This window comes from Lysobacter antibioticus HS124, from assembly GCF_000336385.2.
GTDB classification, from domain to species: Bacteria; Pseudomonadota; Gammaproteobacteria; order Xanthomonadales; family Xanthomonadaceae; genus Lysobacter; species Lysobacter firmicutimachus.
On record NZ_HG424587.1, the window covers coordinates 1 to 14534 of the forward strand.

General features: G+C 70.3%; 15 protein-coding genes and 1 pseudogene. 10 read left to right on the forward strand and 6 right to left on the reverse strand.

Translation table 11 applies throughout. The features are described from left to right. Together TX83_RS23715 and TX83_RS20170 are read right to left on the reverse strand one after the other, a co-directional pair. A pseudogene (locus TX83_RS23715) lies at positions 1-381 on the reverse strand (hypothetical protein); the annotation flags it as partial. A gap of 97 nt (positions 382-478) precedes the next feature. Continuing rightward, positions 479-1123 (reverse strand): RNA polymerase sigma factor, encoded by a 645-nt coding sequence (locus TX83_RS20170; protein WP_064749777.1) that lies wholly within the window; start codon positions 1121-1123, stop codon positions 479-481. An 89-nt stretch (positions 1124-1212) separates the two neighbouring features. Between TX83_RS20170 and TX83_RS20175 the strand changes: the two genes are divergently transcribed. The 6 genes from TX83_RS20175 (at position 1213) to gcvH (ending at position 5585) form a co-directional block, all read left to right on the forward strand. Then, positions 1213-2169 carry an SPFH domain-containing protein gene (locus TX83_RS20175; protein WP_064749779.1) on the forward strand — a complete coding sequence of 319 codons (957 nt, stop codon included), beginning with the start codon at positions 1213-1215 and terminating at the stop codon, positions 2167-2169. A gap of 1 nt (position 2170) precedes the next feature. Then, a complete protein-coding gene (locus TX83_RS20180; protein ID WP_064749781.1) occupies positions 2171-2617 on the forward strand; it encodes an NfeD family protein in 447 nt (148 codons plus the stop codon). After that, a complete protein-coding gene (locus TX83_RS20185) occupies positions 2614-3192 on the forward strand; it encodes a hypothetical protein (protein ID WP_064749782.1) in 579 nt (192 codons plus the stop codon). Before TX83_RS20180 ends, TX83_RS20185 begins: the two co-directional genes overlap by 4 nt. 133 nt (positions 3193-3325) lie before the next feature. Then, positions 3326-4447, forward strand: coding sequence for a glycine cleavage system aminomethyltransferase GcvT (gene gcvT, locus TX83_RS20190; RefSeq protein ID WP_064749783.1), 1122 nt, complete (start codon positions 3326-3328; stop codon positions 4445-4447). A 16-nt stretch (positions 4448-4463) separates the two neighbouring features. After that, positions 4464-5099, forward strand: coding sequence for a 2-hydroxychromene-2-carboxylate isomerase (locus TX83_RS20195; RefSeq protein ID WP_064749784.1), 636 nt, complete (start codon positions 4464-4466; stop codon positions 5097-5099). A 90-nt stretch (positions 5100-5189) separates the two neighbouring features. Then, positions 5190-5585 carry a glycine cleavage system protein GcvH gene (gene gcvH, locus TX83_RS20200; RefSeq protein WP_064749785.1) on the forward strand — a complete coding sequence of 132 codons (396 nt, stop codon included), beginning with the start codon at positions 5190-5192 and terminating at the stop codon, positions 5583-5585. A 345-nt stretch (positions 5586-5930) separates the two neighbouring features. Here the strand turns inward: gcvH and TX83_RS22990 are convergent, their stop codons facing one another. Continuing rightward, entirely contained in the window at positions 5931-6458 is a 528-nt protein-coding gene (locus tag TX83_RS22990; protein WP_141233600.1) for a hypothetical protein, read from the reverse strand. Between the two features lie 117 nt (positions 6459-6575). After that, positions 6576-6863, reverse strand: coding sequence for a hypothetical protein (locus tag TX83_RS22995; protein WP_141233601.1), 288 nt, complete (start codon positions 6861-6863; stop codon positions 6576-6578). Between the two features lie 177 nt (positions 6864-7040). Between TX83_RS22995 and TX83_RS24010 the strand changes: the two genes are divergently transcribed. Both TX83_RS24010 and TX83_RS20210 read left to right on the forward strand, forming a co-directional pair. Continuing rightward, positions 7041-7433, forward strand: a complete 393-nt coding sequence (locus tag TX83_RS24010; RefSeq protein WP_064749786.1) for a hypothetical protein — start codon at positions 7041-7043, stop codon at positions 7431-7433. A gap of 480 nt (positions 7434-7913) precedes the next feature. Beyond that, positions 7914-8447 (forward strand): SRPBCC family protein, encoded by a 534-nt coding sequence (locus TX83_RS20210; protein ID WP_064749787.1) that lies wholly within the window; start codon positions 7914-7916, stop codon positions 8445-8447. 78 nt (positions 8448-8525) lie between these two features. Here the strand turns inward: TX83_RS20210 and TX83_RS20215 are convergent, their stop codons facing one another. Then, entirely contained in the window at positions 8526-9926 is a 1401-nt protein-coding gene (locus TX83_RS20215; protein ID WP_064749788.1) for a serine hydrolase domain-containing protein, read from the reverse strand. A 298-nt stretch (positions 9927-10224) separates the two neighbouring features. Next, entirely contained in the window at positions 10225-11817 is a 1593-nt protein-coding gene (locus tag TX83_RS20220) for a GMC family oxidoreductase (RefSeq protein WP_064749789.1), read from the reverse strand. 284 nt (positions 11818-12101) lie between these two features. Here TX83_RS20220 and TX83_RS20225 point away from each other — a divergent pair, with 284 nt between their 5' ends. Both TX83_RS20225 and TX83_RS20230 read left to right on the forward strand, forming a co-directional pair. Further along, complete coding sequence (locus TX83_RS20225; protein ID WP_064749790.1) at positions 12102-13484, forward strand: NTP/NDP exchange transporter; 1383 nt, start codon at positions 12102-12104, stop codon at positions 13482-13484. Continuing rightward, positions 13481-14416, forward strand: a complete 936-nt coding sequence (locus TX83_RS20230) for a metallophosphoesterase (protein ID WP_064749791.1) — start codon at positions 13481-13483, stop codon at positions 14414-14416. Before TX83_RS20225 ends, TX83_RS20230 begins: the two co-directional genes overlap by 4 nt. Positions 14417-14534: the final 118 nt, after the last annotated feature.

Genomic DNA, 14534 nt, shown 5'->3' on the forward strand with positions numbered 1-14534 from the left:
CGGCGGGCGCGGTTGCCGATCGGCCGACAGTGCGGCTCTCGCGGTGGCCGCGGGTGCGGCCGCGATGGCGGGGGCGCTGGGCCGGTCCGCGGCCGCCGCTTCGGCCGTCGCGATGCGTCCGGCGTCGTGCGCCGTGCCGGCCGCAGGGGGCGTCGACTGCGTGGCCGCGGGCGTTCCCGCCGTGGGCGCTGCGGTCGCGGCGACCGGCGCGACGATAGGCGCCGTCGGCGCGTGGCGTTCGCCTTGAATCCACCACAGCGCCGCCAAGGGCAACGCCGCGGCCACGGCGGCGGCCCAGGCCCAGCGGCGGGCCGGGCCGGCGCGGCGTCGCAGCGCCGGCGCCGCAGCGATCGGTTCGGAGACGGCGGCGTGCGCCTGCAACTGTGCCGAGAGGCGCGCCCAGCCGTCGGTCGGTGGGGCTTCCGGACCGAGCCGCGCGAAGGCGTCGGACCAGTCCTGCGGCGGAGAAAGGAAATGGTCAGGCATGGGCCTGCTCCAGGGCGTTGCGTTGCATGTCCGGTTCCAGCAACTGGCGCAGGCGGCGTCCGCCGCGCGCCAGTTGCGATTTGGAGAAGCTCGGCGTGCGCTCCATCAGCGCCGCGATCTCTTCGTGGGTATAGCCCTCGGCGTGGTACAGCCACAGCACGCTGCGGGTCGCCGGCGGCAGTTGCGCCAGCGCGCGGCCGAGGGCGGCGGCGTCGGCCGCCGCGGGCGGCGGCGGACTGCGGTCGTCGGCGAGGTGTTCGTCCTCGGCTTCGACCGAGTGCTCGTGGCGGCGTTGGCTGCGCAGCCGCATCAGCGCCTCGTTGACCGCGATCTGGCGCAGCCAGCCCCAGAACGGCGTGCCGCTGCCGTCGCGGTGGCCGCGGAAGTCGCCGATCCGCGTGAGCACTTTGAGCATCGTCTCCTGCAGCACTTCGGTGGCCTCCTCGCGGTCGCCGGCGATCCGCATCGCTAGGGTGAACACCGGCCGTTCGAACCAGCGGTAGATCTGCTCGAAGGCGGAGCCTTCGCCGGCGCGGGCACGGGCCAGCAACGTCTCCGGGACGTCGATCGCGAAGCTCGACAGCGGGCGCGTCGGCTCGGGCGGGGACAGCGGCGTGGGCTGGGATTCGGGCGGCATTCCAGGACAAGGATGCGGCAGGGGCGTGAAGGGTCGCAGCCGGTCGTCGGGCCTATACTGAGCGCATCGGACTAGGGAGGAGGGGATCCATGGGTACGACGCTGCTGGCCATGGTGCTGGTGTTCGCCGGGGTGGTGCTGCTGTTCAAGACCGTGCGCATGGTCCCGCAGGGCTACCAATGGACGGTCGAACGCTTCGGCCGCTACACCCACACCATGGACCCCGGGCTGCACTTCCTGGTCCCGGTGATCTACGGCGTCGGCCGCAAGATCAACATGATGGAGCAGGTTCTGGAAGTGCCGAGCCAGGACGTGATCACCAAGGACAACGCGGTGGTCAAGGTCGACGGCATCGTGTTCTTCCAGGTCCAGGACGCGGCCAAGGCGGCCTACGAGGTCGCCCAGCTGGAGATCGCGATCCTCAACCTGGTGATGACCAACATCCGCACCGCGATCGGTTCGATGGACCTGGACGAGTCGCTGTCCAAGCGCGACGAGATCAACACCAAGGTGCTCAACGCGGTCGACGCGGCGACCCACCCCTGGGGGCTGAAGGTCAACCGCATCGAGCTCAAGGACATCCAGCCGCCGCGCGACCTGGTCGATTCGATGGCGCGGCAGATGAAGGCCGAGCGCGAGAAGCGCGCCAACATCCTCGAAGCCGAAGGCCACCGCCAATCCGAGATCCTGCGCGCCGAGGGCGACAAGCAGGCCGCGATCCTGGCCGCCGAGGGCAAGCGCGAGGCCGCCTACCGCGAGGCCGAGGCGCGCGAGCGCTTGGCCGAGGCCGAGGCCAAGGCGACCCAGCTGGTCTCGGACGCGATCTCGCGCGGCAACGTGCAGGCGATCAATTATTTCGTCGCGCAGAAATACATCGAGGCCTTCAAGTCGCTGGCCGAGGCGCCGAACCAGAAGTTCGTGATGATGCCGATGGAGTCGGCCGGGGTGATCGGCTCGCTGGCCGGCATCGCCGAATTGGCCAAGGACGCGCTGGACCGGCAGGCGCAGACGCGCGGCCCCGGCGTGCCGCCGCGTTCGGGAGGCTGAGATGGCCTGGAGTTGGCAGACCATCGCCTGGGCCGCGATCGCGCTGCTGCTGTTCGCGGCCGAAGCGCTGGCGCCCGGTGCGTTCATGCTCTGGCTCGGCCTCGCCGCGGCCGCGGTGTTCGGCCTGGTGCTGCTGTTTCCGGGATTGACCGTGCTGGCCCAGGTGGCCGCGTTCGTGGTGCTCAGTTTCGTCTCGATCCAGGTCTACCGGACCTGGTTCCGCGGCCGCGAGCGCGCCAGCGACCAGCCGCTGTTGAACCGCCGCGCCGAACAGTTGGTCGGGCGGGTGGTGCCGCTGGAGCGGGCGATCGTGCAGGGCGTGGGCCGGGTGCAGATCGCCGATGCATTCTGGGACGTCAGCGGCCCCGACCTCGCTGCCGGCACGCCGGTGCGGGTGATCGGCACCGACGGCATGACCCTGCAGGTCGAGGCGGCGGACCGCGAATGAACGCAGTGCGCGCCATCGCGGTCGCCGCGCTGCTGAGTCTGGCGGCCGGCGCCGTCGGCGCCGCGCCGCACGACCCGCAAAAGCCGTCGCCGGCGCGCGGCGTCGAGCCGGTCCACCTGACCGGCTGGGCGGGCTGGATCGGCCGGGTGGTGCCGCCGTTCCCGGAGGGCTTCCGTTCCAACACCGGCGGTTGCGTCGGCTCCGGCAGCAACGCCGAGCAGATCTGCGCGCGCAGCATCGGCACCATCGACGACGCCGACGACCGCTCGGTGCGCCTCTACGCCGCCGAACTGGCCGGCCACAACGGCAACGAGGCGCGCTGGAAGATCACCGACGTGGTGCCTTACCCGAAGCTGTTGCGCGGCGAGCGGGTGTCGATCTCGACCTGCACCGTCGATGGCGCCGCCGACGCCGGCGTGATCGCCATCGTCGATACCGCCGTCGAGGACGCGCAGGCGCGCGAGACCTTCGCCGCGGTGCGTTGGGCGGTGCGCCTGGACCGCGTCAGCGGCCGTTTCGTCGATCTCGATCCGCGCCAGGTGCAGTGCTACAACGAGGGCCTCGACGGCGAGTGAGCCGCGCGGCGCGACGGCCGGCGCCGCATCGCAGGTTCCATGCGCCTGCGTACTCAATCGCGGGGAACGCGCAAGACGCGCGCTTCTGGGATAATCGGCGGCTCCATCCCCCCGACCCAGCAGGCCGCGCCCCATGAGCCAGAAGACCATCCTCAACGACGCCCACCGCGCACTCGGCGCCAAGATGGTGGATTTCGGCGGCTGGGACATGCCGATCAACTACGGATCGCAGATCGAGGAACACCATCAGGTGCGCCGCGACGCCGGCATGTTCGACGTCAGCCACATGACCGTGGTCGACCTGCGCGGCGAGCGCGTGCGCGAGTTCCTGCGCCGGCTGGTGGCCAACTCGGTCGACAAACTGCAGAAGTCGGGCAAGGCCCTGTACACCTGCATGCTCAACCCGCAGGGCGGGGTGATCGACGACCTGATCGTGTACTTCCTCGACGAAAGCTATTTCCGCCTGGTGGTCAATGCGGCCACCCGCGAGAAAGATCTGGCGTGGATCGGCGAACAGGCCAAGGCCTTCGGCGTGGAAGCGAGCGAGCGGCCCGAGCTGGCGATGATCGCGGTGCAGGGGCCGAATGCGCGCGACAAGGTGATCGGCCTGCTGCGCGAGGAAGACCGCGCGCGGATCGGCAAGCTCGGCAAGTTCGTCGCCGGCAACGCCCGCACTGCCGACGGCATCGAGCTGTTCGTCGCCCGCACCGGCTACACCGGCGAGGACGGCTTCGAAGTGGTGGTGCCGGAAGACCGCGCGGTGGCGCTGTGGGATGCGCTGCTCGCCGCCGGCGTGAAGCCGGCCGGCCTGGGCGCGCGCGATACCCTGCGCCTGGAGGCCGGCATGAATCTGTACGGTCAGGACATGGACGACACGGTGTCTCCGTACGAAGCCGCGCTGGCCTGGACCGTGGTCCTGGACGAAGGCCGCGACTTCATCGGTCGCGCGCCGCTGGAGCAGCTCAAGGCCAGCGGCGCGGCGCGGCAGATGATCGGCCTGGTGATGGACGAGAAGGGTGTGCTGCGTCACGGTCAGAAGGTGCTGACCCCGCACGGCGAGGGCGAGATCCTCTCCGGCACCTTCTCGCCGACCCTGAACAAGTCGATCGCCTTCGCCCGCGTGCCGGCCGGCGAGATCCCGCTCGGCGCAGCCGGCAACCTGCGGGTCGACATCCGCGGCAAGGAAGTGCCGGTGCGGGTGATCAAGTTCCCGTTCGTGCGCGACGGCCAGCCGCAGGACGGCGTGCTCGGCTGAGCCGGAGGCGGCGGACGTGATCGAGATCGACTACTACTTCAGCCTGCTCTCGCCTTACGCCTATCTCGGCCATGCCGCGGTGCAGGCGGTGGCGCGCGAGCATGGCGCGCGCCTGGTCTACCGGCCGGTGCGGATCTTCGAACTGTTCGCCGCCAACGGCGGCCTGCCCCTGGGGCAACGCGCGCCGGCGCGCCAGCGTTACCGCCTGTACGAGCTGCAGCGCGCGCGGGCCGAGCGCGGGCTGACGCTGAATCTGGCGCCCAAACATTTTCCGGTCGACCCGTCGTTGGCCGATCGCTGCGCGATCGCCCTGTGCGAGGCCGGCGCCGATCCGGCCGGTTACATGGACGCCGCGTTCCGCGCGGTCTGGGCCGAGGACCGCGACCTCGCCGACCGCGACACCGTCGCCGCGCTGCTGCGCGCGCACGGACACGACGCGGCGGCGGTGCTCGCCGCCGCGGACGCCGAGGCGGCCGACGAACGGTACCGGCGCAATACCGAGGCGGCGATCGCCGCCGACCTGCCGGGTCTGCCCGGATATGTGCTACGCGGCGAACCGTTCTGGGGCCAGGATCGCGTCGAGGCCCTGGGCGAGGCGCTGCGCAGCGGTCGCGCGCCTTTCCGCTGCGACTTCGCCGGCGGGGCGCGCTGAGGCGCCGGCGCCGCCCCTGTCGCATGTCGACTCCGCATCGTTAAACTACGCGCCATCAACCAGCCGCTCCCGTCACGTTCGAGGCCAGCCATGAGTGAAATTCCCGGCGATCTGAAGTTCATGAAGTCCCACGAGTGGGCCCGCGCCGAAGGCGACGGCAAAGTCACCATCGGCATCTCCGACCACGCCCAGCGCCTGCTCGGCGACCTGGTCTACGTCGAGCTGCCCAATGTCGGCGACCGCCTCGAAGCCGGCAACGCCTGCGCCGTGGTCGAGTCGGTCAAGGCGGCTTCGGACGTCTACTCGCCGGTCACCGGCACCGTGACCGCGGTCAACTCGGCGCTGGCCGACAAGCCCGAGACCATCAACGAGGACGCTTACGGCGAAGGCTGGATCCTCACCGTCGCGATCGAGGAGCCGGACCAGCTCAACGAACTGCTCGGCCCGGACGACTACGCCGAACTGCTCGAAGACGACGACCACTGATCCGCCGCCGTCGCCCTCGGGCGACGCCAGGCATCACGGGGAGCGCACTGCGGCCGCCCAGCGGCCGGCACGGCGCTCCCCGTTTCGTTTGCGGTCGCCGCGTCCGCTCGGCGGACCGCGCAGCGGCGGGTTCGCCGTCGCCGGCCGGTGCGGCGCGCATGCACCGCCGCGCATTCCGCATCCGTCCCATCCCGTTTGCGCCCGATGTCCGCGGCCGCGTGCGTCGTCGCGCCGGTGTGCGGCGCCGCGTGCGCCGTGCGTTCCGGCGCACCCGCTCGCCGCTCGCCCGATCGCCGCGCCGACGAACGGTCGTCGGCCGCGCCCGCGCGGCAGCACACGCGGCGTTCACGGGCTCCGCCTCGGCGCGTCTTCGCTTCGGCGCGGCGATCGCGCCGCGCGGCCCTCGTCGACGGCACCGCACCGCATCCCGGTCGGGTTCGCGCGGTCCGCTCCTGCGCACGAAGAAAACACGTTTTTCCCGGGGATTTTTTCGTTACCGCCGGTGCGGCCGCGATGCGTGGGAATGCGGCCGCCGCGCGCGGGGTCGGCGGCACGCGCGCCGGCGTCGACCGGCGCGCGCTCGCTCGCGCATGCGCGAGTCGCGCGGCCGATTCGCACGAGGGCGAACGAGCCGGTGCCGAGCGGCAGAAAAAAGGTTCGCGCAGTTTCGCGCAAATCGGCTTGTGCGACGCGAAATCGGACCGGGCGAGCGGAAGGAATTTTTTCTTCCTCCGACGACCGCCGAACGCGTCTTCGCAGTGCGCGACGGATGCGATGCGTGCTTGCGAAAATCTTCGGCGCGATTTCGTCGAGTGCGCTGAAACCCGCGCCAGGCTTGGCTTTCAGCGCGATCGAAAAAAAACTTCCACGCACGATCCGGATTCGCGCATGGATTTGTCGCGCGCGCCGACGACGCGTTCGGGACGGCGTCGAGGCGGGACCGCCGGAAGGAAAAATCGGCGGGGTTGTTGACAGTGCGAAAAAGCGTGATTAGGTTTCGCCCAGCAGACGTTTCCTGCAGACGAGAGTGAGAAAACCCAGCGCGACAACACGCAGCACAAATCGAACCTCCGCCCGGACAATCAAAACGGTGGACGCAGGGTTCGCTTCCTCTGCAGAAATGTTGACCGCACTCTCTTCGCCGATGACATCCACATTCCCGATGACATCGCTGGCGTCCTGCTCCCTGCAACCCGGTTCGCTCTCGGCGGGCCGGGTTTTTGTTTGGCCGCCCCGTCTGGCGGCCGCTTTCGTCCGCCGTCCCGGCGCACGCGCCATCGCTCCCGCCGCACCCGCGGCCGGACGCGATCCCCGATCCGTTCCGGCGCGCATCGCGCGTCGGCGGCTGCACGCGGGTCCGACTCCCGCGGCTCTGTCTTCACAGAGTCCCTTTCCACTGGGCCTAACGCACTACCACTGATCAATCCCTGATCACCACTGACGAGGAGCCATCCCATGGCCGTTAAGAAAGCCGCTAAGAAGTCCGCCGCCAAGAAAGCGACGAAGAAGGTCGCCAAGAAGGCTGGCGCGAAGAAGGTCGCCAAGAAGGCCACCAAGAAGACCGCCAAGAAGGCCGCCAAGAAGGCCGTGAAGAAGACCGTCCGCAAGGCCGCCGCCAAGAAGACCGCCAAGAAGGCCGCCAAGAAGACGGCCAAGAAGGCTGCCAAGAAGACCGCCAAGAAGGCGGCTAAGAAGGCGACCAAGAAGACCGCCAAGAAGACCGCCAAGAAGGCCGCCAAGAAGACGGCTAAGAAGGCCGCCAAGAAGGCCCCGAAGAAGGCCGCCAAGCGCGCCCGCAAGGCGAAGTCTTCGGCTGCTCTGCCGGCCACCCCGGCGCCGCTGATCTAATAAGAAACCCCGATACGCCGTAATCCAGCTCTCTCCCCGCAGCCCAGGCGGGGGGAGAGTTTTTTTATGGGCGCCGCGAACGCGAACGTCCGCGCATCGCGCGTGAGGCTCGGTGAGCGTTCGCGTCGGACCGGGCGCGTTGCGGCTCCCGGCCGCGGACGCATGCCGGACGATGACCCGCGCACATGCCTCCTCGCCCAGGCCGACGGCGACCACGGCCGTGGCGCTCGCCGCATCGGTGGTGCCGCCCGGCGGTGCAGGGGCCGTTCGGCGGACCGGGGACGCGGCTACCGATCTCGGTGCCGGCGGCTGCGAAGGAAATGTGCTGCGTAGGGCGCGGCCTGTCGCCATCGACCTCTCGTCGGCCGAATCCGGACGACGACGACGGCTCGTCGCGGCAGCGGTTAGGATCGGTCGTCGAGAGGCCGTCGGGATCGCCGGTCGCGATCGGCCGAAGTCCAACCACACGGGGGAGCCGCGATGAAGGCCTTGTTGAAGGGAGCGCTGTACCTGCTGCTGTTGCTCGGTCTGGCGTTCGTGGCCGGCGGCTTCCTGTTGCCCGCCAGCAGTCACGTCGAACGCTCGATCCTGATCGAGCGCCCGCCGGGCGAAGTCCACGCCATGCTCAATTCCTTCCAGCGCTTCAACGAGTGGTCGCCCTGGTACGAGTTGGAGCCGACCGCGAAGTACGCCTACAGCGGCCCGCAGGCCGGCGTCGGCGCGGCGATGTCGTGGCAGGGCGAGAAGGTCGGCAGCGGCAGCCAACGCATCGTCGAGTCGGTCCCGCCGAGCCGGATCGTCAACGCGCTGGACTTCGGCGGCACCGAGGCGACGGCGCGTTTCGACCTGCAAGAGGAGGGCGCCGGCACTCGGGTGACCTGGTCGCTGGACAGCCAGCACGGCTACAACCTGGTCTCGCGCTGGTTCGGCCTGGCGATGGATTCGATGGTGGGCAAGGACTACGAGAAGGGCTTGCTCAAGCTCAAGCAGACCCTGGAAGACGGCCCGCACTGATCCGGGGCGGGCGGCGAAAACGCAACGGGCCGCGGCATGGCCGCGGCCCGTGGGGCGACCGGACGGGGCGCCGGGACGTTACTGCGGCGCGGCGGTCGACTTCTGTGCGTTGCTGCCGCTGGGGTCCTTGGGCGCGCCTTCGGAGGCGTACAGCAGGGTTTCGTCGAAGCCGTCGACATCGAGCCAGCGCTGCGCCGGCATGCCGATGGCGCGGTCGAGCATGGTCGGCAGCAGGCCGGTGGGCAGCGCGCTTTCGCTGTTCCACAGCACCGCGAAGCCGAGATCGCGTTCGGGCAGCAGCGCGACCATGCCGCGATAGCCCTGCACCGCGCCGGCATGGAACACCACCCGGTGGCCGGCGTAGTCGAACACGCGCCAGCCCAGCGCGTAGCTGGCCGAGCCGATGCGCTGGCGGCGCCAGCTGGAGCCGCGGATCTCGCTCGGGGTGTCGACCAGCGGCTGATGCAGGGTCGCCAGCAGCGGCAGCGGCAGCACGTCGGGGCGATGGCCGGTCTGGGCGATCAGCCACTGCGCCATGTCGCTGGCGCTGGCGTTGACGCCGGCGGCCGGCGGCAACTGGTAATAGGTCGGCTTCGGCGTCAGCGACGCCCAGCCGCCTCGGCCGCGCACGTGCGGCTTGGCCCACCGCGCGCTGGCGGTGATGCCTTCCAGGCCGAGGCTGGCGTCGTTCATGCCCAGCGGCTTGAACAGGCGGCGCTGCACTTCCTGGCTGTAGAAGTCGCCGGTGGCGGCGAAGACCACGTCGCCGATCAGGCTGAAAGCGATGTTCTGGTAGCCGTAGCAAGTGCCCGGCTGGCAGGTCATCGGCGCATAGGCCAGCTTCTGGGTCAGGCTGCGGTAGTCGGCGTAGTTCTCGAGGTCGCGGTCGTAGGTGTTGTGGCTCAGGCCGACGCGGTGGCTGAGCACGTCGGCGACGGTGACGGTGCGCGCGGCGTTGGGATCGACCAACTGGAAGCTGGGCATGTAGTCGACCAGCTTGCTGTCCCAGCGCAGGGTGCCGTCGTTGACCAGCAGGCCGGTCAGGGTGCCGGCGAAGCTCTTCGACAGCGAGGCCAAGCGGAACACGGTGTGGGCGTCGATCGGTTCGGCGTTGCGCACATCGGTGATGCCGTAGCCGCGCGCGCTGAGGATCTGGCCGTTGTGCACGATCGCCATCGCCATGCCGGGGATGCGTTGGTCGGCGACCAGCGCCTGGGCCATGGATTCGAACTGTTGCACGTCGAAGCCCGCGGCCAGCGGCAGAGCGCGGGCGCTGCCAACGCTGCGCGCGGCGGAGAACTGGCCCGGTTGAGTCGTGCCGTCGGCGCCTTGGCTGCGCACGACCGAGGTCGCCGGATCCTGGCCGTTGCCCCAGCGCAGCGAGGTCTGCGCACTGGACCCGAGGGTCAGAGTGAGCAGGGCGGCGAGGGTGCCGAGGCGCCAGGGGGTGAATGAGCGTCGGGAGGAGTCGTGTTTCATCGCTCGGCGCCTGCATGGATCGGATGGCCGATTCTAGCTCCGATCTAAGGGAGTTGAACAACAAGCGTGTTCAGGTTTCTGTTTTTTCAGGGATTAATGGCCGGGCTGGCGAACGGCGGCGCGCGCGCTTACCGACGTGCGAAAAACGCCGACGAAGGGTCGTTGCGGCGGCGCCGACGACGCGGACGGCGCCGGCATGCGGCGCTGCGTCAAAGCCGGTGCGCGAAAGCCGCCGGAACGGAGCCGGCGCGCCCGCCCGGGCGGGGCGCCGACACGCAGACATCCTCGTCGCGGGGGCTTACAGGCGCCCGCGGATCAGGTCGGAGGCGCGCTCGGCGATCATCATCGTCGGCGCGTTGGTGTTGCCGCCGATCAGGCTGGGCATCACCGAAGCGTCGATCACCCGCAGGCCCTCCACGCCGCGCACGCGCAGCTGCGGATCGACCACGGCCGCGTCGTCGCGGCCCATGCGGCAGGTGCCGACCGGGTGATACACGGTTTCGGCCTTGGCGCGCACGAACTCGACCAACTCGGCGTCGCTGAGGTCGCTGCGCTTGGGAAAGATCGGCGCGCCGCGGTAGGGATCGAAGGCCTTCTGTGCGAACAGCTCGCGCGAGAGCTTGGCGCATTCGACCATCATCTTCAGGTCGAAGCCTTCCGGGTCGCTGAGGTAGTTGGCCTGGATGCGCGGTTTGTCGCCGGCGCTGGCGCTGGCCAGCGAGATCGCGCCGCGGCTGCGCGGACGCAGGAAGCAGGCGTGGGCGGTGTAGCCGTCGCCGGCGAGGCGGCGGCGGCCGTGGTCGTCGAGCATCGCCGGCACGAAATGGAATTGCACGTCGGCGCGCGCGTCCGGCGCCAGCGCCGAGCGCACGAAACCGCCGGCCTCGGCGATGTTGCTGCTGCCCGGGCCGCGGTGGCCGCGCAGGTAGTAGTCGAAGGCGATGCGTACGTCGCTGACCCGGTCGTAGGTGATGCGCTGGGTCGAATGCTGCAGGGTGCAGACGTCGAGATGGTCCTGCAGGTTCTGTCCGACCTGCGGCGCGTCGTGCACGACCTCGATGCCGTGCCGGCGCAGCTCCGCCGCCGGGCCGATGCCGGACAGCATCAGCAACTGCGGCGAATTGATCGCGCCGCCGCTGAGCAGCACCTCGCGCGCGGCGCGCTGATGGTAGGCGCGGCCGCCGGCGCTGTAGACCACGCCGGTGGCGCGACCGCGTTCGAAGGTGATGCGGCTGACCAGGGCGCCGGTGACGATGTGCAGGTTGCGCCGCTCGCGCGCCGGGTCGAGGTAGGCGACCGCGCTGGAGCAGCGCGCGCCGTTCTTCTGGGTGACCTGGTAAAAGCCGAAGCCCTGCTGCTCGGGGCCGTTGAAGTCCTTGTTGCGCGCATAGCCGGCCTGGACGCCGGCTTCGATGAACACCGACGACAGGGGATTGGTGTAGCGCAGGTCGGAGACGTACAGCGGGCCGAGGCTGCCGTGCAGGGCATCGTCGCCGCGGCTGTTGCGTTCGCTGCGGCGGAAGAACGGCAGCACCGCGTTCCAGTCCCAGCCGTCGGCGCCGGCCGCGGCCCAGTCGTCGTAGTCGCCGGGCACGCCGCGGATGTAGCACATGGCGTTGATCGAGCTGGAGCCGCCGAGCACCTTGCCGCGCGGCCACCACAGGCTGCGGCCGTTCAACTGCGGCTCCGGCGCGGTGTCGTAGCTCCAGTTAACGCCTTTCTTGTCGACCAGTTTGGCCAGGCCAGCGGGCATATGCAGGAACGGATGGCGGTCGCGCGGGCCGGCCTCGATCAGCAGCACGCGTGTATCGGGGTCTTCGCTGAGCCGGTTGGCGAGCACGCAGCCGGCCGAGCCGGCGCCGATGACGATGTAGTCGAACTCTTGGGACACGGGATCTGAGGCCGTTGTGCGCCGTGCGCGGCGCCGTGCCGCGACCGTAAGCGGCAAAACTAGAGCAAATGCTCCCAATGCGCGTCGGGCGATGCGGCCAGGCTTGCCGCCAGCCGCGGAGGTGGCGGTCCTCGAGCCGTTCGGCTACCGTGCCGGCCAATGGAGGACCGGCGGCGACCGGCCCGCCGACGGCGATGCGGTCCGGCCCGGTTTGCGCCGCGCCGACCCACGCCGATCACCCCCGAAGCGCCGGCCGCGAGCCGGCGCCCTCACGGAGCGACGGAATGTCGGCAGTCCAAGACGCCAGCCTGCGGCCGGGGCGCGTCCACACCGGAGAATGGACCGCGGTCGCGTTCTCGCTGGGGTATTTCTTCTGCGTGCTGACCGCGTACTACGTGATCCGGCCGCTGCGCGACCAACTCAGCGCTGCGGTCGGCTCGACCCAGCTGCCGTGGTTCTACGCCGCGACTCTGATCGCCACCCTGGCGTTGACCCCGGTGTTCTCCGGCCTGGTCTCGCGCTATCCGCGCCGGATCGTGGTGCCGCTGGTGTACGGCTTCTTCATCGCTTGCCTGCTCGGCTTCGTGCCGCTGTTCGCCGAGCACGGACCGTTGAGCCCGCGCGCGCTGGGCACGCTGTTCTTCGTCTGGATCAGCGTGTTCAACCTGTTCGTGGTGTCGGTGTTCTGGAGCTTCATGACCGACATCTGGAACGAGGGCCAGGCGCGGCGGCTGTTCCCGCTGATCGCGGTGGCCGGCACGGTCGGTTCGCTGGCCGGTCCGGCACTGACCCGGGTGCTGGTCGAGCGCATCGGCGTGGCGCCGCTGCTGCTGGTCTCGGCGGGGCTTCTGGCTTCGTCCTTGCTGTTCGTCGGCCTGCTCGGGCGCTGGGCGCGGGTGCACGGCGCGCGCCGGCACGAGGCCGCGCACGACGCGGCGATCGGCGGCGGCATGTTCGACGGCCTCAAGCAGGTGTTCGCCAACCCGTTCATGCGCTCGATGGCGATCCTGCTGTTGCTCGGCGACTGGATCGGCACGGTCAACTATGGTCTGGTCGTGGACTACTCCAAGGCGACCTTCGTCGATGCGGTCGCGCGCACCCGTTTCGCCGCCGACCTGGACCTGATGACCAACCTGCTGGCGCTGGCGACCCAGTTGCTGATCACGCCGTGGCTGCTGGCGCGACGCGGCGCGGCGACGGTGATCGGCGCCTGGTCGTTGGTCACGGTCGCGGCGCTGCTGACCGTGGCCCTGGCGGCCGATCCTCACGCGCCGCTGGCGCGGACCTTCCCCGCGTTCGGCGCTGCCCTTTCGTGGCTGCCGGAGGCGCTGGCGACGATGCTCGGCTCGATGCCGGCGGTGGCGCTGGCCCTGATCGTCAGCCGCGGACTGGCCTACGGCATGGCCAACCCGGCGCGCGAAAGCCTGTTCGCCAGCGCCGCGCGCACCCTGCGCTACAAGGGCAAGAATGCGGTCGACACCGCGGCCTGGCGCTTCGGCGACGTGGCCGTGGCGACCGCGATGGTGGCCTTGCGCAGCGCCGGCGTCGGCGTCGCCGGATTGGCCGGCATCAGCGCCACGGTCGCCGCCGGCGCCGGCCTGATCGGCTGGAACCTGGCGCGCTGGGTCCAGCGCGGCGCCGCCGCCGAATCCGGGCCGCGCGCATGAACCGCGGTTGGCGGCCCTGGCCGCGCCAGCCGTGGCTGCAACGGTTGTTCGTCGGCACGGTGTTGATCGCGGTCGGCTGCCTGAGCTGGGGCTTCTTCTGGGAGCCGCGGCAACTGGTCGAACGCGGCTACGAGTTGCGCCTGCCGCACTGGAGCCCGCAGTGCGACGGGCTGCGCGTCGACGTGGTCGCCGACATCCACACCGGCTCGCCGCACAACGGCCTGGACCGGCTCGACCGGCTGGTGAACCGCCTCATCGCCAGCGACTCGCGCGCAGTGCTGATGGCCGGCGACTACGTGATCCTCAGCGTGCTCGGCGGCACCTATATCTCCGCCGAGCAGATGGCGCCGCACCTCAAGCCGTTGACCGCGCGCAAGCCGGTCTATGCGGTGCTCGGCAACCACGATTGGTGGAAGGACGGGCACAGGGTGCGCGCGGCGCTGGAGTCGGCCGGGGTGATCGTGCTGGAGGACCAGGCGCGCGCCACCGAACTCGGCGGCTGCCGCTTGTGGGTGGTCGGGATCGGCGACAAATGGGAGACCCGCCACGACGTGGTGCGCGCCTTCTCGGGCGTGAGCGACGACGCGCCGGCGCTGGCCCTGACCCACAATCCGGACATCTTCCCCGACATTCCGCCGCGCGCCGCCTTGACCCTGGCCGGCCACACTCATGGCGGCCAGGTCAAGCTGCCCTGGATCGGCACGCCGGTGCTGCCGGCCGAGCAGCGCTATGCCGCCGGCCATCTGATCGAGCGCGGCAAGCATCTGTTCGTCAATACCGGCATCGGTACCAGCATTCTGCCGGTGCGCTTCGGTGTGCCGCCGGAGATTTCCCGACTGACCTTGCGCGCCGCGTTGCGGTCGCCGCATCCGATCAGCGCTTCCCGCCGCGCCGGGCCCGCGCCGGTCGGCGCCGTTCCCGGCGCGCGCTGACGCTCGGTCCGGCGGCGGCGGCGTTGCGCCGGACAAAGCGTGGCGGCGGTCGCGCCCCCGTGCCGAAGGTCGGGATGACCATCCGCAGATGGCCGTCCGCGATGCCGGCGCTAGCGTG